The following is a 17,160-nucleotide window of genomic DNA, read 5'->3' as shown; positions in this document are numbered from 1 at the left end:
TTACTCACGATCCTCTGTCGGATCGGAAATGCCGATGAGACCGCCGGTCACAATGCCATGCACAACGCCCTTCGCATCCCTCCCGGTCAGAAGCGTGGCGGTGAAGACGGTCCGGAGCAAAAAGGAAAAAACAATGGATGTGCTCCAGTATTCCCCACAGGCTCTCTCCGAGCCACCGTCATTCGCCCCCGGATATGTCAGCACAGTCGCCCGTTCACCCCGCAAGCCACTCGTGCGGATTCCGCAGACTCTGACAGAGGTGACCGGCCCGGCAGATTTTGGCGAGCGCCTCCTCCGTGCACCGGTCCATGACATGACCCGGGAAGGAAAAGGCGAGCCGCTTGGCGAACGTATCATTGTCTCCGGTCATGTGCTTGATGATCGCGGTCATCCCGTTCCCAACACGGTGGTTGAAGTCTGGCAGTGCAATTCTGCCGGTCGCTATGTCCACAAGAAAGATCAGCATGATGCGCCGCTTGATCCCAATTTTACCGGGCAGGGTCGCGTGGTGACAGACGAAGAGGGCCGCTATCGCTTCGTCACCATCAAACCGGGCGCCTATCCATGGCGTAATCACTATAATGCATGGCGCCCGGCTCATATTCATTTCTCTCTTTTCGGCCCATGCTTTGCCACGCGTCTGATTACGCAGATGTATTTTCCCGGTGACCCGCTGATTGATATTGATCCCATTGCCTGCGCCGTGCCGTCGGAAGCGCGTAACCGCATGGTATCCCGGTTTGATATCGACACGACCGAAAACGAATGGGCGCTCGGCTATGTCTATGACATCGTCCTGCGGGGCCGGAATGCGACGCCGATGGAGAATCCACAATGAGCGACACCCTTGTTTCTGAAGTGCGGCCTTTGACTCCCTGGCAGACGGTCGGCCCCTTCTTCCATTACGCACTTCCCTGGGAGGGTGGAGAAAACCTTCTGCGCGAAGGCGTGCTGGGAGAGCGGATCATCATCAGGGGCCGGGTTCTGGACGCGATGGATCAGCCCGTCAGCGACGCTATGGTTGAGATCTGGCAGGCCAGCAGCAGCGGACGTTACGATCATCCGGAAGACAACCGCACAGAAGTGCCCGCCGATCCGGCTTTCATCGGATTTGGCCGGTGCCCGACAAACGAAGACGGCGTCTTCACATTTCATACCGTCCGTCCCGGACCGGTACCAGGACCGGGGAATACGGAACAGGCGCCTCATATCGCGATCAGTCTGTTCGGCCGCGGACTTCTCAGACGTCTCGTGACCCGTCTCTACTTCCCGGAATCCGAAGCCAACGCACACGACCCGATCCTGGATCTCGTGGGACCGGAACGCGCGGATACGCTGATTGCGAAACGGGATGAAGAGAGCGGCGGCGTACCGACCTACTGGTTTGATATCCATATTCAGGGCGAGAATGAAACCGTGTTCTTCGATGTCTGACGCCCGCTTCGAGACCGCCGGAACCGGGAGTGACATTCTGCTGGACGGCATGTTCACGACGCAGGCCGTTTCCGCTGCACTTGATGATCAGGCGCGACTGCGGACCATGATGGCGTTCGAAGTCGCTCTGGCGGAAGCAGAAGCAGCACTCGATATCATTCCTGTCCAGGCCGCCCGGCACATTGCCTTCTGTGCCCGGCCGGAACGGATGGATGTGCCAGCTCTTGCGGCCGCGGCCGCCCGGGCAGGGAATATTGCCATCCCGTTTGTGGCCGCTTTTACCGCGATGGTCGCCAGAGAGAACTCTGAAGCCGCGCGCTATGTCCATTGGGGCGCGACAAGCCAGGACGTGATCGATACGGCCACGATCCTGCAACTGCAGGAGGCTGTCATGGCCATCAGAGCCGACCTGCTGCGCCTCGAACAGACCCTGGCAGGGATCACGAAGGATCACATCGGAACCGTGCTGCCGGGCAGAACCTGGCTCCAGCACGCGGTGCCCACTACATTCGGCCTGAAGGCCGCGGGCTGGCTCACCGCTGTCACGCGGGCGCGCTGGCACCTGGAAGCAGCCGTGGCGCAGGCCTCCTGCGTACAGTTCGGTGGCGCTGCCGGCACGCTCGCATCCCTTGACGGGCGGGGCATCGAGGTCGCTGCTGAACTGGCCCGGCGTCTGAAGCTGGGTGTGCCGCCGTTGCCATGGCATACGCTGCGCAGTGATCTGGCCGCGTGCGGCAGTGCCCTCGGCATACTCTGCGGCGCACTTGGCAAGCTGGCCCGTGATCTCTCCCTGATGATGCAGACGGAAATCGCTGAAACACTGCCTCCCGGGGGCAAGGGGCAGGGCGGCTCGTCAACCATGCCCCACAAGCGCAATCCTGTTGGCTGCGCGATAGCACTCTCGGTGGCGACGCAGGCTCCCGGTCTGGTAGCCACGCTGCTCTCCGCCATGGTGCAGGAACATGAGCGCGGCCTCGGTGGCTGGCACGCGGAATGGCAGACCCTGCCGGCGCTGCTGCGTCTGACCAGCGCCTCTGCGGCACAGATGGCGGACACAGTCGAAGCGATGGAGATATGTCCCGATGCCATGCGGGATGACCTCGGAAAGACCCGCGGACTGATGATGGCGGAAGCCGTCAGTATGGAGCTTGCGAACCGGCTGGGACGGGAAGCTGCTCATCACCTGCTCCAGGAACTGACCCGAACCGCCGTAAAGCGTAACGTGACGCTCGATACGGTGCTTCGGGAAGATGACCGGGTCACGGCCATCCTGTCGCCGGACGACATCAGTCGTCTCATGAATCCGGCGGGTTATCTCGGAAACGCCCGTGCCTTCTGCATCCGTGCCCTGGAAGCATGGCGTAATGGAGGAAATGAGGAATGTTCATAAAGCTTCCTGATCTGAACGTAAATGTCCGGATCGATGGTCCCCCCGGTGCACCAGTGCTGCTGCTCCTTCATTCATTGGGCACATCCTCGGATATCTGGGACGGCCTGATCGGCGGCCTTTCCCGCCGCTATCGTGTGATCCGTCCGGATATGCGCGGGCATGGTCTGACCAGTGTGTCACCAGGGCCGTATACGATTGAGGGTCTGGCGGGAGACGCATTTGCGCTCATGGATGCCCTCTCGATCGAACATGCACATGTCGCCGGCGTTTCCATCGGCGGGCTGATCGCTCAGAGCATGGCGCTGAGTGGTCCGGAACGCGTCCTGTCTCTGACACTCATCGATACAGCCGCGGTTTTTCCCACCAGCTCATCCTGGAATGAAAGAGCGGCAACAGTCCGCTCCGGTGGTCTGCTTGACATGGGCGACGCTGTCATGAGCCGGTGGGTCACGCCAGCCTGCATGGACATGCCGGCCGCACTCGGTCTGCGACAGATCTTTCTGCGCACCGACCCGGAGGGATATGCGGCAGCCTGTGAAGCGCTGGCCCAGTGCGATCTCTCCAAAGACATCGGAAATATCAGGCAACCAACTTTGGTGCTGGTAGGCGAGGATGATCCTTCTACACCTGTTTCCGTCGCCCGGGATCTCGCCGGAACCATCCCGTCAGCCCGGATGACGGTTATACCACAGGCATCCCATATCCCGACAGTCGAACAGCCGGAAGCGATCGCCGAAGCCCTTCTGACATTCCTCGCCGGAGAGCCAGAGGACAGTCATCCCCCAGATCTTTACAGCCGGGGAATGGACGTACGCCGCGCTGTCCTGGGAGCGGAACATGTCGCGCGCTCAACAGAACGCATGACGGATTTCGACCAGTATTTCCAGACCTTCATCACACGCACCGCCTGGGGGCAGGTGTGGTCGCGCCCGAACTTCGACCGAAGAACACGTTCGGTCATAACCCTGGCTCTTCTCGCAGCACTGGGCTGTGAGGAAGAATTCGCCCTGCATGTCCGGGCGTCCCGCAATACGGGATGTTCTCCGGAGGATATTGCCGAACTGCTGCTTCATGTCGCCGTCTATGCCGGGATACCGCGAGCAAACAGCGCCATACGGTGTGCGAAAGAAATTCTTGCTGATAATCACAGCAAAAAATGATTGCGGAAGAAGAAACCTTCTTATCTGCCACGCTGATCGAATATGCGGTTCCTGTTGCGATAAATAACAGGGCAAGAGGTGAAACATAAGGAAGTTACAAATGAAAAATACAAATAAGGTATAGATATGCTCTGGAAAATTGACGGTAATACAAAAATTTATCCCATTGTTGGCGATCCTGTCTCTCAGGTGAAATCGCCACAGGGTATGTCAGAAGGATTTCGCGAGCGCGGTATCAATGCGCTTTGCATCCCGGCCCATGTCTGCCCGAACGATTTTCCCCTGTTCGGACAGATGCTTCTGTCGATGCAGAATGTTCCGGGTTTTATCGCAACTATTCCTCATAAATTCGCCACACATGATCTCTGCCGGGTGCTGAGTCCTCGCGCAGACATACTGGGTGCGGCCAACGTCGCCCGCCGTCTGCCTGACGGAGGCTGGTATGGCGACATGCTTGACGGAGAAGCCTTTCTCCAGGCATTGCGAAATGCCGGTGCAAAACCGGAAGGTGCATCAGCTCTTCTGACAGGAGCCGGCGGGGCGGGCAGCGCCATTGCTTACGCGCTTCTGAACGCTGGTGTCACGGAACTTGGCATTTATGATCCTGACCCAGAGCGCCTCGAAAATCTCATTCGGCGCCTGGAACATGGCGGCATGACGGCGCAGGCCCACGTCCGGGCGGTTTCCTCACCCGATGCACATGGATTTTCCCTGGTGTGCAATGCAAGTCCCGCCGGAATGAAGCCCGATGACCCGCTTCCTGTGCCCAGGGAGAGTCTGCAGGCGGATATGGTTGTCGGTGACGTGATCACCGAGCCGGTCGTAACGCCGCTGATTGCCGCAGCCCTCGAAAAAGGCTGCCATACGGCAACGGGCATCGACATGTTTCATTTTGTCAGAGATTTTATGCTGGATTTTTTCGTCGAAAGTCTTCCGGGACAGGAGGCTGCATAATCTTCCGGTTATCGCGCTCATACAGTAACGGAAGTCAGACTGCCAAATCTGCTGATACGGCTGGCACCATGCAGCGAAACCACGACCGGCATGGTCCTCGCCGCATTCAGGCCGGACCTTACGTCAGGATCTGTCAGCGCGCTGCCAGATCCATCCATGCGCGCGCCACAACCTGCACGGCTTCCGGAGCACCGGCCTCCATCGAGCGGAAATTGTCCACAAAACGTGCCACCAGCCCGCGTGCGGTTCGCGCATAAGCGGCTTTATCTTCCCAGGCATTTTCCGGATCAGGAAGATCATCGGGAACACCAGGCACACTGACCGGAATCGTGAGACCAAAATGAGGTTCGACACGGAATGAGGCGTGGTCCAGATCGCCATTGAGTACAGCGTCCACCAGCGCCCGTGTATGCGCCAGCCTGATCCGTGTTCCGGTCCCGTAAATGCCTCCGGTCCAGCCTGTATTCAAAAGCCAGCAGGTCACGTTCTGCTCCGACAGGAATGTCTCAAGCTGCCGGGCGTAGGTCTGGGGCGTCCGCGGAAGAAAGGGGGCGCCAAAACAGGCACTGAATGTCGCCTGTGGTTCCTTGCCCAGGCCTTTTTCTGTTCCGGAAATCCGGGCGGTGTAACCCGACATGAACTGATAAGCCGCTTCCGCCGGATTCAGCCGTGAAATAGGCGGAAGCACGCCGAAAGCATCTGCCGTCAGCATAATGACGTGACGCGGTTTTCCGGCTCTGCCGCTGAGACGGGCATTGGGTACATAGTCAATCGGATAGCATGACCGTGTATTTTCCGTGAGAGACCCGTCATCAAACCGAGGTACGCGGTCATCATCCAGGATGACATTTTCAAGGACAGCTCCAAAACGGTTGGAAGCCGCCCATATTTCCGGTTCGGCTTCCCTGCTCAGATTGATGACTTTTGCGTAACAGCCACCCTCGAAATTGAAGACACCGTCCTGTCCCCAGCCGTGCTCATCATCACCGATAAGCTGTCTGCGAGAATTGGCCGAAAGTGTTGTCTTGCCAGTACCCGACAGACCAAAAAATAACGCAATATCCTCATTCTCACCCACATTGGCAGAACAGTGCATCGGAAGAACGTTCTGAGAAGGCAGCAGCCAGTTCATGACCGTGAAGATGGCTTTCTTGATTTCTCCGGCATATTCGGTGCCGGCGATGACGATCAGCCTTTGCCCGAAGGACAGAAGAACGCCGGTTTCAGACCGCGTTCCATGTACGGCCGGTTCCATCCGGAATTCCGGAGCGTGCAGAATGACATAATCCGGTTCGAACCGCTCAAGTTCGTCTTTGCCGGGACGGATAAACATATTGCGGGCAAAAAGGGCGTTCCAGGCATGAGTGGTCACAACCCGTACGCGGATACGATGAGCAGGATCAGCACCGGCATAGAGATCCTGAACAAAAAGATCCTGTTTCGCGAGCCACGCCCTGACATCCTGACCTGCCTGTCTGAATTTTTCCGGCTCAAGAGAAGCGTTGGTGTCTCCCCACCAGACATCCGCTTCACTATCTGGTTCCCTTACAATGAATTTATCCCGTACGGACCTGCCTGTATGTTCACCTGTAAGAGCGACAACAGCGCCACTGTCGGAAAGTTTTGCTTCATTACGCCGAATTGCATGCTCCACAAGCGCAGCACAGCTCAGATTTGCCCACACGGAACTCTCTGCTTCGATACCTGTTCCACTGAGTTCTCTGAAAAACTGTTCTGACCCTGCTTTCTTCATACCGGCTTCCCCGATTTGTGTTTTTATTTTATTTTCGGGCAATATAACATTACCAGCGATAATCAGGAAAAAGATTTTTGTTTCCTGACATAAGCGTAGTCTGATAACGAATTGCACGCAATTTTTCTGTCAGATCTTCTTTTATGTAAGCAGCCTGGAAACTTCTTCTGTCTCGCCGGCGAGACGTTGCGCTGTCAGCCTGACCTGAGTATTTGCAGCTCCATAACCGCCGTAACCTCCGGTGCGCTGCACTATTTCAAAGAAAAACATCTTGTCGATGGCCCTTGAAAATATCTGATAAAATTCTCCACCTGTCTCGTCACAGTCATAAAGAATATTCCTCTCCGAAAGAGAAGTTATCAGCGCATCACTCAGATCAAAGCGGGCCTGCAGATCGTCATAATAGTTTTTCCCTATCCGAAGAACCGGAAAACCTCTTTCCCTGAGATCATCTGCAAAAGAGAAAATATCATCTGTTTCCAGCGCAAGGTGCTGGTACCCCGACCCCATGAACTTTTTCTCGAAACGCGATGCAAGTGTGCGCCCGCCCAGCGCACCGTTCAGTGTCAGACGTAAAGATGCCCTTCTGTTTTCCAGAGCCTGACTCTGTACGACACCTCCCGGATCAATAAGATCGACTTCCTCGCATGGCCGAAGGTCGAACAAACTCGTCCAGTAAAGCACCCAGGACAAAAATTCATCATACCGCACAACAGAAGCTAAATGATCAAAAGATATAATTTTTTTTCGACCATCCCCTTTTACCGGATCATTTATTTCGAACTCCTTTTCCAGAAGTTCTCTCATTATGCCGTCATCAAGGAGATAAATCAGACTGCCTCCGATCCCCCGTATCGCCGGAACAGAATACTGCGCCAGACTGTCCGAGCTTTCGTCAGCTGGCTTCATACCAAGACTGACAGCGCGGTCAGCTGCTGCTTTACGATCAGCAACCTGTACGCCTATGGCGCACAGGGAGTTACCATGTACCAGACCGTAACTGCCGGCAAAAGACTCTGTCTCATGATTCAGAATGATCGGAAGACCCTCTGAGCTTTGCCAGAGATCTATGTCTCTTTTTTTGTGTGAGCCCGTTTTACGAAAACCGATTGCCTCAATCATATCAGAGAAATCATTTCTTCTGAAACTCGTTGTTGAAAATTCAACAAACCGAAGGGCAGCTTCAGAGCGTGGAGGTAATACTCCTTCGCCTGTAAGAAGACGACGGGCATCATCTCGCACAGCTACCAGTGACCGATGACCATCAGCCGCGATCGTCCCTGAGAGGCCGGCACGAAAACGATCGTTAAAAATCTCCAGAGACAGAGGGCCGTCATAGCCGATCTGCATCAGTGCAGCGACCCACTCCGTGACCGGAAGACCGCCCTGCAACGGCATGCAGCGAAAATGCCGGCTCCACTGCAGCAGATCCATGTTCATGAGTGGCGCATCGGCCATCTGGACGAGGAATATCTTTTCAGGATCAAGGTCATTCAGAGATGAAGGTGAAATTTTTCGAGCCAGCGAATGGAAACTGTCCAGAATAATTCCCACGGAAGGCAGATCGACGTCCGTTACAATTGCGGCGACCTGTCGGTGATCGTTGATATGGCGCCCCCACGCAAGGGCCTCGTATCCTATCCGCAGGCCACGTCGGGCAGCACGTTCTCCAAGCTCCCTGAAATCATCGACGATCCTGCCATGGTCACCATCCGCTTCTTTCAGAGTTGTCGAGCAGACCAGGAGCAGATCTGTTCCCATTTCCTGCATCAGGTCGAATTTATGTTCCGCACGACTGAACGCCCTGCGCCGTGCATCACCTGTCAGTCCTTCAAAATTCCGAAACGGCTGGTAAAGAATGTTTCGCAATCCGAGATCATTCATCAGCATACGCACATCGGCAGCAGAAAGCTCAGAAGAGACGAAATCGTTTTCAAAGACCTCGGCTGCTGTAAAACCAGCTTCAGCGATTGCTTCAAGCTTTTCCCGAAGCGTACCTCCCAAAGAAACAGTCGCAATCGCATCCAGCATTCTGTACTCCTGCCACCCGGGGTTGTTGAATATCCGATCAGGCTGACCCCGATGCCTCCGATATGATTGTCAGAACATCCCGCATGGGGCCAAGTTGCATCTGCCCCGGCGCAGATCCATGTCCGGCCGCAGCGAAGGTGGCAATGGAGCCAAACACACCACCGATCAGACGCGACACGGCACCGAGCCTGCCCATCGACATGGTAATCAGAGGTGTATCCGGATAAAGGTCTTTCATGGCAGCAGTTGCCGACAGGAGACGCAGAACATCATCCGGTCTGAGCGGCATAACAGCCATTTTGACGATATCAGGACCCGTCTGTTTCATGCTGACAAGCTTTTCAAGAAGACGTTCTTCAGAGTCAGTTTTTTGAAAGTCGTGTGTAGATAGTATAGTTTTCATACCATACATCCGGGCAGATCCGAGGATATTATCCACAACACTTCTGCCCCGATTGTATTCGACATCGATATAAGAAGCGCAGCCAGCTTTCGCGATATCGCATTTCAGGGCAACATATTCAGCATCCGCGATGGATGCTTCACCACCTTCTGCATGTGTCCTAAATGTAGCAATGAGCGGCTTTTCGCCCAGAATATCTTTTGCTGTAGTGCAAAGCTGGACAAGTCCGTCCACGGTCATATCCGGCCACATATAATCGAGGCGCAGTTCAACGATGTCCGTTCTGTGGTCTTTCGAAAGCCGCCGGATAAAATGAACAGCCTCTTCAGACGTCCTGCAGATGATCGGACAAATCACAGCTGGTATTTCACCCTGCATACTGGTCAGCATGATGAACACTCCATCACTTCAAGACATCGTGTCGCTGCCCGGGAGACGTGAAGGGCGACAGCCTCAGCGCCTCTTTCTGCAGTCATCCGCTCAAGAGGCACTTCAAGACTGACAGGAATTTCAGCTGGCATTGCCGCAATCAGGGAATGTAGCGGAAGGACACCTTCTCCCGGTGCCAGGCGCTCAGCACGGGCCTCCCGGAGACGTCCTTCCAGATCGTCTGCGCCATGCGCCGGTCCATCACACAGATGAAGAAAAGGCAGCACGGCAGAGTTCAGACCCTGAAGATCCGAAAAGCTGCTGCCTGATCGGAAGAAATGCAGGGCGTCCACCAGGATACCACCATTTTCCGGTGATCCGGCCTGCTTACGCAATGCCAGAGCCTCTGCAAGATTCGGCACGACGGTCCAGGGAAAGAATTCAAGGACCACACCGAGCCCATAACTGGCAGACAAGGCACAGATTTCGGCAAATCTGTCGGCCATCCGGGACAGATCAGGATCGTAGGGCGCCACGATCAGGCGCGATGCTCCGAGTTCCGCACCAGTGGCACAGAACCGGTCAAGCGACTGCACATTCAGATCGGGTTCCAGTTTCACGAATTCAATGTCATGAACCCGGATACCTGTTTCGGACATTGCTGCACGTGTTTCACGTAACATGACAGCATCGTCCATCAGAGGATAACCCGGACTTTGCGGCGTCACGCGGATCAGACGAAGTCCCACACTCTGATAGCCGGTACGGGAGGCAACACGGATCATTTCCGGTGGAGGGAGAGAGATAACCGTCAGATGCGCAAGGGAGAGTTCCCGTTTCATCAGTCAAACTCCTTTAGCATCCGCTCCCTGTCGGGCCTGAGGCCAGTAAACAGCTCGAACGCATCAGCAGCCTGGAAGACCGCCATACCGACGCCGCTGACTGTGGGACATCCTTTTGCTCGTGCCTGAGCAAGGAGTTCGGTTTCCCTGGGGAAATAAATCACTTCGGAAAACCATTGCTCAGACGAAAGAAGATCCGGTGAAAATGGCACTCCTGGATGTGTGGACATGCCAATGGGCGATGTCTGGACCACGCCGGAAGCGCCTGTGATCGCATCCTCCACCCGGCTCACTGCACTGACACGCGTTTCAGGAAACAGTTTCTGCAGCCGCTCAGCAAGAGCAGTTGCACGTGCTCTGTCAACGTCGAAAAGCTTCAGCTCTCTGGCACCAAGTGTCAGAAGAGCATATCCAACGGCCGATGCCGCACCGCCGGCACCGATCTGTCCGACCCGCTCAAGCGAGGCATCAGGGAGAGTTCTGCGGAAATTCGCCGCATAGCCTGACCAGTCGGTATTATGCCCGATATATTTTCCGTTCCGGAATACGACCGTATTGACAGCACCGATAGCCGAAGCTGCATCCGACAGTTCGTCAAGCAGCGGAATGACAGCCTGTTTATAAGGATGCGTAACATTGACGCCGTTATAATTGAAGCGTTTCAGCCATTGAAAAATAGCCGGAAGGTCGGCTGCAGTGCCTTCCCACGCCGCCGTATCCACAACACGATAGACAAGAATTTCCCCGAGGTTTTTAGCCTCGCGTTCGTGCATTGCCGGGCTGCGGGAAGCCGCTATTCCTTCACCTACGAGACCACAAAGCCAGCTCATGGAACACTCCTTCCGGCAGAACGCTGGAGAACAGACATCGAAAAGACACAGATGATACAGATCACGAGAGGGATGCTGTATATCGGAAAAATATAGGAAATACGGACATGATTCTGGAGAAGAAGTCCGCCGATATAGGGTCCTGCCACGGCGCCGATACGCCCTACGCCCATGGCCCAGCCCATACCGGTTGCCCGGACCTTCACCGGATAAAGGCTGGCGGCGAGCGGATAATGCCCGTTAAATCCACCCTGAAGAAAGATACCGATGAGAAAAGCGACAAACAGCATGACTGCAAGAGGCATTGTGATAGTACCGAATACAATCAGGGCAGTTGCTGCCAGAAACAGATAGAGCATTATTGTCCGGTGCAGCGTAAGGCGGATTGCAACGATACCAATGGTCGCGCTGCCGAGAAATGCTCCGATATTGTAAAGTGCGCCGGCATAGATGCTATCCGATACCTCAAGGCCCGCCTCGACCGTCAGTTTCGGAATCCAGCTTATTATAAAATACAGTGTCATGAATCCGCTTATGATGGACGTCCACAGAAGCGCTGTTCGTGCGGCTCGTCCTTCCCGAAACAGGCCTCCGACCCCTGTATTTCGTGTTTCGACCGGAGCGGGCGGGGGCAGTTCGGTTGTCAGTGGAAGATGAAGACGACGCTCAATGGCCTGAATACGGTTCAATGCATTGCGCGGGCGCTTCTGAGCGAGAAACTCCATCGACTCCGGAAGAAAGAAAAACAAAGGCGGTATTGCGGAAGCAGAAAAAATACCTGCGCCGATCAAAAGCGCATTCCAGCTCCATGTATGTATCAGGGGCGCGACAATGAAACCCGTGATCGTCGCGGCAATAGGATAGCCGCCCTGTAGCATCGCTACCGCAAAATCATGATGTTTAGGCGGTGCATATTCGGCTGCAAGCGTGGCAATACCGGCCAGTGCAGCTCCGATTCCCGCACCTACACCGATACGCAATACAACAAGCTCTCCCATGGACGAGGCATAGCCGGAAGCGATCATACAGACGGCCATCAGGACGACGGAAAAAATAATGAGAGGTCGTCGACCGGTTTTGTCAGAAAAGGGCGCAAGGACCAGCCCGCCAAACGCCATGCCTGCAAGGCCGGCGCTAAAAACGACGCCGAGCTGTTCAGCGTTCAGATTAAGCCCTTTCGAAAGAGTGGGTGCAACATAGGAAAGCATCAGTACATCGACACCGTCGACCATGTTCACGCCGAAGCACAATGCGATGATGATCGTGCGCATGAACGTCCAGCCGGCAGGATCTCTGCTGCCGGTCGTCACCGAAGCCTGGTGATCATGTTTGTCACAATGCTCAGACGAAGTTGCCGGTGGTTGTTCATAAGGAATAGAGCCAGACATGCCAGCCTCCACAGGATGAGCAGGATCTTTCCGTCCTGTCTCTGTTATTTTTATTATTTATTCTGGATATTCTGAATCCGAAGGTAACTGGAAATGCCAGCCGGTCAGATGCGTTCGATCAGGGCTGCAATGCCCTGCCCGACACCAATGCACATCGTCACCAGTGCACGTCGCCCTCCACGCTGCTCGAGGCCATTAACCGCTGTCAGAGCAAGCCGCGCGCCGGACATGCCGAGCGGATGACCAAGGGCAATGGCACCGCCATGAGGATTGACCCTTTCACTGTCATCAGGCAATCCAAGACTGCGCAGGACAGCAAGGGACTGGCTTGCAAATGCTTCGTTCAGTTCGATGAGATCGACATCATCAAGAGACAGTCCTGTTTTTTTTAGAACGCGCTGAACGGCAGGTACCGGACCAATCCCCATAACGGCTGGTTCGACACCGGCTGTCGCCATCGCAATAACCCGGGCCCGCGGGGTCAGACCATGTTTTTTTGCGCCGGCCTCGGTCGCAAGCAGCAGAGCTGCCGAGCCGTCATTTACTCCCGATGCGTTTCCAGCCGTGACGGTCCCTCCGGTTTTACGAAATGGCGCTCTCAGTTTCGAAAGCCCCTCAAGCGTGGTTTCCGGGCGTGGATGCTCATCGTCGCTGACCAGTACATCCGTTTTCCGTGTCCGGACGGTCACGGGAGAAATTTCGCGTGCAAAATAGCCTTCTTCCCGTGCGCGGGAAGTCTTTACCTGGGATGCGAGAGCAAAAACATCCTGATCTTCGCGTGTAATATTAAATCTTTCAGCAACATTTTCACCTGTTTCGGGCATGGAGTCGCATCCCCAGGCCTCCCGCATAGCCGGATTGACAAACCGCCAGCCAATTGTTGTGTCGTAAAGAGCTGCTTCACGGGAGAAAGCTTCCGTCGCTTTTCCCTGCACGAATGGCGCACGTGACATGCTCTCAACACCGCCGGCAATCATCAGTTCGGCTTCGCCGCTGCGCAGGGCGCGGGCGGCCTGTCCGACCGCATCAAGACCGGAACCACAGAGACGGTTGATGGTTGTGCCCGGTGTGCTGACGGGATATCCCGCCAGCAGAACTGCCATCCGCGCAACGTTACGATTGTCCTCGCCCGCCTGATTGGCGCATCCCATGAAGCAATCATCAAGAGCATCCCAGTCGACGCTGCTATTTCGTTCACGCAGTACGCGCAGCGGGTGGGCCGCAAGATCGTCGGCGCGCACAGAGCTCAGGGCTCCGGCATAACGTCCGATCGGACTGCGCGTGAAATCGCAGATATAAGCTTCACGCATATTCCATTTCCTCAAACATCAGTCTGGTGCCGGTCTGTTTCTGCAAATCCTCGCGGCTCAGACCAGGCACCATCTCTCTCACGACAAACCGTCCTTCCGTGACATCGATGACCGCGAGATTGGTGTAAATCCTGCCGACGACACCTTGTGCGGTAAGCGGATAAGCACAGCTTTCCACAAGTTTCGGCTTGCCATCACGGGTCGTATGCTCAGTGGCGACCCAGACACGCTTTGTTCCGACAGCCAGGTCCATTGCGCCTCCGACAGCCGGTGCGCTGTCTTGTGCGGAAGTCGCCCAGTTCGCCAGATCACCGTTTGCAGATACTTCGAAGGCCCCCAATACGCACAGATCAAGATGTCCGCCGCGAATGATCGCGAAACTGTCTGCGTGATGAAAAAAACTGCCCCCGGGACGCAGGGTGACATGCTGTTTTCCGGCGTTGATCAGCCACGGATCAATCTTGTCGGGATCAGGAGCCGGCCCAAATCCCAGAATGCCGTTCTCACTGTGCAGGATGACTTCACGGCCTTCGGGAATAGCATCTGCAATCAGCGTCGGGATCCCTATTCCAAGATTAACATACCAGCCCTCCGGAATATCCTGCGCTATGCGTGCGGCGATTTGCTTACGGGAAAGAGGAGTAAAACCACTCATGATCAGCACATCCCTCCGGCGGTCTCATTGATTTGCGTATGGGCCGGAACAACAACCACCTGATCAACAAAGATACCGGGCGTCACAACGGCTTCCGGATCGAGCATGCCGAGCGTCACCATTCCACAACTCTGGACAACAGTCCGGTCACCGGCCATGGCCATGACTGCGTTGAAGTTTCGCCCGCTTTCCCGATAGATGCAGTTTCCCATCCGGTCGGTTCTCCAGGCTTCGATAAGAGCCACATCTGCGTGCAGTGCACGCTCCATGACATAGGTTCGTCCACTGAACTCACGGGTTTCCTTGCCTTCAGCCAGTCTGGTTCCGACAGTGGTAGCCGTGTAGAAGGCTGGAATTCCGGCTCCGGCGGCCCGTATGCGCTCCGCCAGCGTACCCTGAGGCACGATTTCGAGTTCCAGCTTTCCTGCAGAGAAGAGTTCCTCGAAGACAGTCGATCCCGCTGAACGGGGAAAAGAGCAGATAATTTTCCGGACATGGCCGGCTGCCATCAGCTTCGCCAGTCCGGTCATGCCAGTTCCTGCGTTATTGGCGATGATCGTGAGATCACGCGCACCCTGTGCGATCAGGCCCTCAATGAGCGCGTCAGGTTGTCCGACAGAGCCGAACCCTCCAACCATAATGGTGGAGCCGTCGCGCACATCGCCCAGAGCTTCTGCGATATTCGGAACCTCCTTGTCGATCATCTTTCCCCCGAAGTTTGTCTGTTTTCATTTGTTCGTCATGCGCACACATGGTCGTTTTACGCATAATAGTCAGCACCTTTACCCGGCAGACAGCAAGCACGAAAATGTTGCTCCCGATTATGTGATGCTTGTGAGTTCAATAACGGACGCCTTCTGCCTACAGGTGGCTATGGCAATAATCCTGATGGCTAAAAATGAGGATCGAAGTCATTTGTGTAAGGTGGAGGCTGCATAACTATGGATTTTCGGCATTTACGCTGCCTGCATCAGTCATTATAGCATGGCTATCCGAAACAGCTCTCCTGAGCCTGGAAGGCATTGCGGCTGGCGATGTCATCGGGAGTGCAGGCGGCGATTCCTGCTCCTGTGGTTTTTTGCTTTGAGTAATGTCAGCCTTAAAATACTACGGGCTCCGCTATTTCACCGACGTTACCGGCATTTGATCCTGCAGTCTGCGATTTTTGTTTTGAACCAAAGAAACCGACTCCTGAAATACTGACCATATTTACTGTCCTTGTAAGAAGCGATCTGGTGCTCTCATTGAATAAATGACGATCTGACTGGTATTTTTATTCAGACAAACCAGACAGGCAGATCAGTTTCCAGTCCGTGCTCTGACGGATGCGAGAAGCCGTTCCCCCGGTGATCCGCCGGAAGAGGAAGGAACAGGCCGGCCTGCTTTTGCCGTCGCTTCCGCTTCACGCTGGCTATTTGCGAGCGCAGAAAATCGCTCGCCTGGGCGCATGTTTGCGAATAATATCGTTGAGAACCTGCGGGATGACGATACCTGTCCGGCATGGTCATATCCGGTGCAACCAGGCCGGTATCAGGGAGCCCGTGCGACCAGTTTCTGTCCCGGCGAGAGGTTTTCCGAGTCGGTCGCTGAGGACCCGCCATCATATTTCGAAATATGCGAACTTTCGGCCGGTCCATTGAGATGAAGGAAACTGCTTGTCGGTGAACTGCTCATGGCCGAGGTTCCCGATTTATGGTGGGCGGCGTTTGCGTTGCGTTTGCGCAGCTTCGCAAACGGATTGATGGTTTTTATGCGGTAACTTTCGAAATTCCCACGTAAATGTCTCTACGTATCTAGGATCAGGGCTCATTCTTTGAGATAGAAGATGACGCTTGCTGCGATGTGGAGAGCGGACATGAAAGTGTGTGCGCAGCGGTCGTATCTGGTCGCAACACGTCGTCAGTCTTTAAGTTTCGCGAACATGTTTTCGATGAGGTGACGCTTTTTACAGAGATTCCAGTCATAAGATGGCTTTGAGTTCCGGTTCTTCTTTGGCGGGATACAGGCGGTGATGTTGCGTTCTGCGAGCAACTGCCTGATTTTATTGCTGTCGTATCCCCGGTCTCCGAGAACTTCTTCGGTCTCATCCGGCAGGTCTGCCAGCAGAACATCCGCACCTTTGAAGTCGCTGACCTGTCCTGCCGTCAGATGCAGCCGAACAGGCCGACCCTGACCATCACAGACGGCATGCAGCTTTGAGTTCAGGCCGCCTTTTGTCCGTCCGATATGGCGGGGAAAAGCCCATTTCTGAGCAGGGAGGTGGCTGTCCGGTGAGCCTTGAGATGGGTCGCATCGATCATCAGGCGCTTTGAACGACCCGCCTGTTCTGTCAGCGCTGTAAATATCCGGTCAAAGACACCCAGGCGGCTCCAGCGAATGAAGCGGTTGTATAAGGTCTTGTATGGACCATAGGTTTTCGGAGCATCTTTCCACTGAAGCCCGTTGCGGATCACGTAAACGATCCCGCTCAGGACACGACGGTCATCCACACGCGGAACCCCATGTGCCAGTGGAAAAAACGGCTCAATCCGCTCCATCTGGCTCTCAGACAGCAAAAACACGTCACTCACAGCCTCACCTCCATTGGTAAGCCTGTGAATCACAACAACCTGCTCAGTTCAATGAATTAACAGGTCCTGAG

General features: G+C 55.1%; 14 protein-coding genes and 1 pseudogene. 5 read left to right on the top strand and 10 right to left on the bottom strand.

Annotated features, from left to right (window positions below; genetic code table 11):
• Nucleotides 1–34 precede the first annotated feature (34 nt).
• The 5 genes from pcaH to GOB85_RS13030 all read left to right on the top strand — a co-directional run bounded on the left by pcaH (nucleotide 35) and on the right by GOB85_RS13030 (nucleotide 4,938).
• Nucleotides 35–838, top strand: coding sequence for a protocatechuate 3,4-dioxygenase subunit beta (gene pcaH / locus GOB85_RS13050; RefSeq protein ID WP_338421731.1), 804 nt, complete (start codon nucleotides 35–37; stop codon nucleotides 836–838).
• The gene (pcaG, locus tag GOB85_RS13045) at nucleotides 835–1,434 is read left to right on the top strand and encodes a protocatechuate 3,4-dioxygenase subunit alpha (RefSeq protein ID WP_173577930.1); all 600 of its coding nucleotides are present in this window, start codon (nucleotides 835–837) and stop codon (nucleotides 1,432–1,434) included. The genes pcaH and pcaG overlap by 4 nt, the downstream gene beginning before the upstream one ends.
• Complete coding sequence (gene pcaB, locus GOB85_RS13040) at nucleotides 1,427–2,824, top strand: 3-carboxy-cis,cis-muconate cycloisomerase (RefSeq protein WP_173577929.1); 1,398 nt, start codon at nucleotides 1,427–1,429, stop codon at nucleotides 2,822–2,824. Before pcaG ends, pcaB begins: the two co-directional genes overlap by 8 nt.
• Nucleotides 2,815–3,984: a bifunctional 3-oxoadipate enol-lactonase/4-carboxymuconolactone decarboxylase PcaDC gene (pcaDC, locus tag GOB85_RS13035; RefSeq protein ID WP_173577928.1), complete on the top strand. Its 1,170-nt coding sequence runs from the start codon at nucleotides 2,815–2,817 to the stop codon at nucleotides 3,982–3,984. The genes pcaB and pcaDC overlap by 10 nt, the downstream gene beginning before the upstream one ends.
• A 126-nt stretch (nucleotides 3,985–4,110) precedes the next feature.
• Nucleotides 4,111–4,938 carry a shikimate dehydrogenase family protein gene (locus GOB85_RS13030; RefSeq protein WP_173577927.1) on the top strand — a complete coding sequence of 276 codons (828 nt, stop codon included), beginning with the start codon at nucleotides 4,111–4,113 and terminating at the stop codon, nucleotides 4,936–4,938.
• Between the two features lie 133 nt (nucleotides 4,939–5,071).
• On the opposite strand, the gene pckA is transcribed toward GOB85_RS13030, so the two are convergent.
• From pckA to GOB85_RS12980, 10 genes and pseudogenes are all read right to left on the bottom strand, one after another.
• Nucleotides 5,072–6,691 (bottom strand): phosphoenolpyruvate carboxykinase (ATP), encoded by a 1,620-nt coding sequence (gene pckA, locus GOB85_RS13025; protein WP_173577926.1) that lies wholly within the window; start codon nucleotides 6,689–6,691, stop codon nucleotides 5,072–5,074.
• Nucleotides 6,692–6,832: 141 nt separating this feature from the next.
• Nucleotides 6,833–8,722: a bifunctional sugar phosphate isomerase/epimerase/4-hydroxyphenylpyruvate dioxygenase family protein gene (locus tag GOB85_RS13020; protein WP_173577925.1), complete on the bottom strand. Its 1,890-nt coding sequence runs from the start codon at nucleotides 8,720–8,722 to the stop codon at nucleotides 6,833–6,835.
• A 37-nt stretch (nucleotides 8,723–8,759) separates the two neighbouring features.
• On the bottom strand, nucleotides 8,760–9,515 hold the full coding sequence (gene aroD, locus GOB85_RS13015) for a type I 3-dehydroquinate dehydratase (RefSeq protein ID WP_173577924.1): 756 nt from the start codon (nucleotides 9,513–9,515) through the stop codon (nucleotides 8,760–8,762).
• Nucleotides 9,509–10,336 carry a sugar phosphate isomerase/epimerase family protein gene (locus tag GOB85_RS13010; protein ID WP_173577923.1) on the bottom strand — a complete coding sequence of 276 codons (828 nt, stop codon included), beginning with the start codon at nucleotides 10,334–10,336 and terminating at the stop codon, nucleotides 9,509–9,511. The genes aroD and GOB85_RS13010 overlap by 7 nt, the downstream gene beginning before the upstream one ends.
• Nucleotides 10,336–11,166: a shikimate dehydrogenase gene (locus GOB85_RS13005; RefSeq protein ID WP_173577922.1), complete on the bottom strand. Its 831-nt coding sequence runs from the start codon at nucleotides 11,164–11,166 to the stop codon at nucleotides 10,336–10,338. The genes GOB85_RS13010 and GOB85_RS13005 overlap by 1 nt, the downstream gene beginning before the upstream one ends.
• Nucleotides 11,163–12,554: an MFS transporter gene (locus tag GOB85_RS13000; RefSeq protein ID WP_173577921.1), complete on the bottom strand. Its 1,392-nt coding sequence runs from the start codon at nucleotides 12,552–12,554 to the stop codon at nucleotides 11,163–11,165. Before GOB85_RS13000 ends, GOB85_RS13005 begins: the two co-directional genes overlap by 4 nt.
• Before the next feature lie 104 nt (nucleotides 12,555–12,658).
• Complete coding sequence (gene pcaF, locus GOB85_RS12995) at nucleotides 12,659–13,864, bottom strand: 3-oxoadipyl-CoA thiolase (protein ID WP_173577920.1); 1,206 nt, start codon at nucleotides 13,862–13,864, stop codon at nucleotides 12,659–12,661.
• Nucleotides 13,857–14,519, bottom strand: a complete 663-nt coding sequence (locus GOB85_RS12990; RefSeq protein ID WP_173577919.1) for a 3-oxoacid CoA-transferase subunit B — start codon at nucleotides 14,517–14,519, stop codon at nucleotides 13,857–13,859. The genes pcaF and GOB85_RS12990 overlap by 8 nt, the downstream gene beginning before the upstream one ends.
• A 2-nt stretch (nucleotides 14,520–14,521) precedes the next feature.
• Nucleotides 14,522–15,223: a 3-oxoacid CoA-transferase subunit A gene (locus GOB85_RS12985; protein ID WP_173577918.1), complete on the bottom strand. Its 702-nt coding sequence runs from the start codon at nucleotides 15,221–15,223 to the stop codon at nucleotides 14,522–14,524.
• 1,102 nt (nucleotides 15,224–16,325) lie between these two features.
• Nucleotides 16,326–17,089 (bottom strand): annotated as a pseudogene (locus tag GOB85_RS12980) (IS5 family transposase).
• Nucleotides 17,090–17,160 lie beyond the last annotated feature (71 nt).

This window comes from Acetobacter fallax, from assembly GCF_011516735.1.
GTDB classification, from domain to species: domain Bacteria; phylum Pseudomonadota; class Alphaproteobacteria; order Acetobacterales; family Acetobacteraceae; genus Acetobacter; species Acetobacter fallax.
This window is presented reverse-complemented; position numbering and strand designations above follow the sequence as displayed.

Excerpts from the sequence above, each read along its gene's own strand:
- pcaH (WP_338421731.1), top strand. The coding sequence starts at position 35 with ATGAGACCGCCGGTCACAATGCCATGCACAACGCCCTTCGCATCCCTC.
- pcaG (WP_173577930.1), top strand. The coding sequence starts at position 835 with ATGAGCGACACCCTTGTTTCTGAAGTGCGGCCTTTGACTCCCTGGCAG.
- pcaB (WP_173577929.1), top strand. The coding sequence starts at position 1,427 with ATGTCTGACGCCCGCTTCGAGACCGCCGGAACCGGGAGTGACATTCTG.
- pcaDC (WP_173577928.1), top strand. The coding sequence starts at position 2,815 with ATGTTCATAAAGCTTCCTGATCTGAACGTAAATGTCCGGATCGATGGT.
- GOB85_RS13030 (WP_173577927.1), top strand. The coding sequence starts at position 4,111 with ATGCTCTGGAAAATTGACGGTAATACAAAAATTTATCCCATTGTTGGC.
- pckA (WP_173577926.1), bottom strand. The coding sequence starts at position 6,691 with ATGAAGAAAGCAGGGTCAGAACAGTTTTTCAGAGAACTCAGTGGAACA.
- GOB85_RS13020 (WP_173577925.1), bottom strand. The coding sequence starts at position 8,722 with ATGCTGGATGCGATTGCGACTGTTTCTTTGGGAGGTACGCTTCGGGAA.
- aroD (WP_173577924.1), bottom strand. The coding sequence starts at position 9,515 with ATGCTGACCAGTATGCAGGGTGAAATACCAGCTGTGATTTGTCCGATC.
- GOB85_RS13010 (WP_173577923.1), bottom strand. The coding sequence starts at position 10,336 with ATGAAACGGGAACTCTCCCTTGCGCATCTGACGGTTATCTCTCTCCCT.
- GOB85_RS13005 (WP_173577922.1), bottom strand. The coding sequence starts at position 11,166 with ATGAGCTGGCTTTGTGGTCTCGTAGGTGAAGGAATAGCGGCTTCCCGC.
- GOB85_RS13000 (WP_173577921.1), bottom strand. The coding sequence starts at position 12,554 with ATGTCTGGCTCTATTCCTTATGAACAACCACCGGCAACTTCGTCTGAG.
- pcaF (WP_173577920.1), bottom strand. The coding sequence starts at position 13,864 with ATGCGTGAAGCTTATATCTGCGATTTCACGCGCAGTCCGATCGGACGT.
- GOB85_RS12990 (WP_173577919.1), bottom strand. The coding sequence starts at position 14,519 with ATGAGTGGTTTTACTCCTCTTTCCCGTAAGCAAATCGCCGCACGCATA.
- GOB85_RS12985 (WP_173577918.1), bottom strand. The coding sequence starts at position 15,223 with ATGATCGACAAGGAGGTTCCGAATATCGCAGAAGCTCTGGGCGATGTG.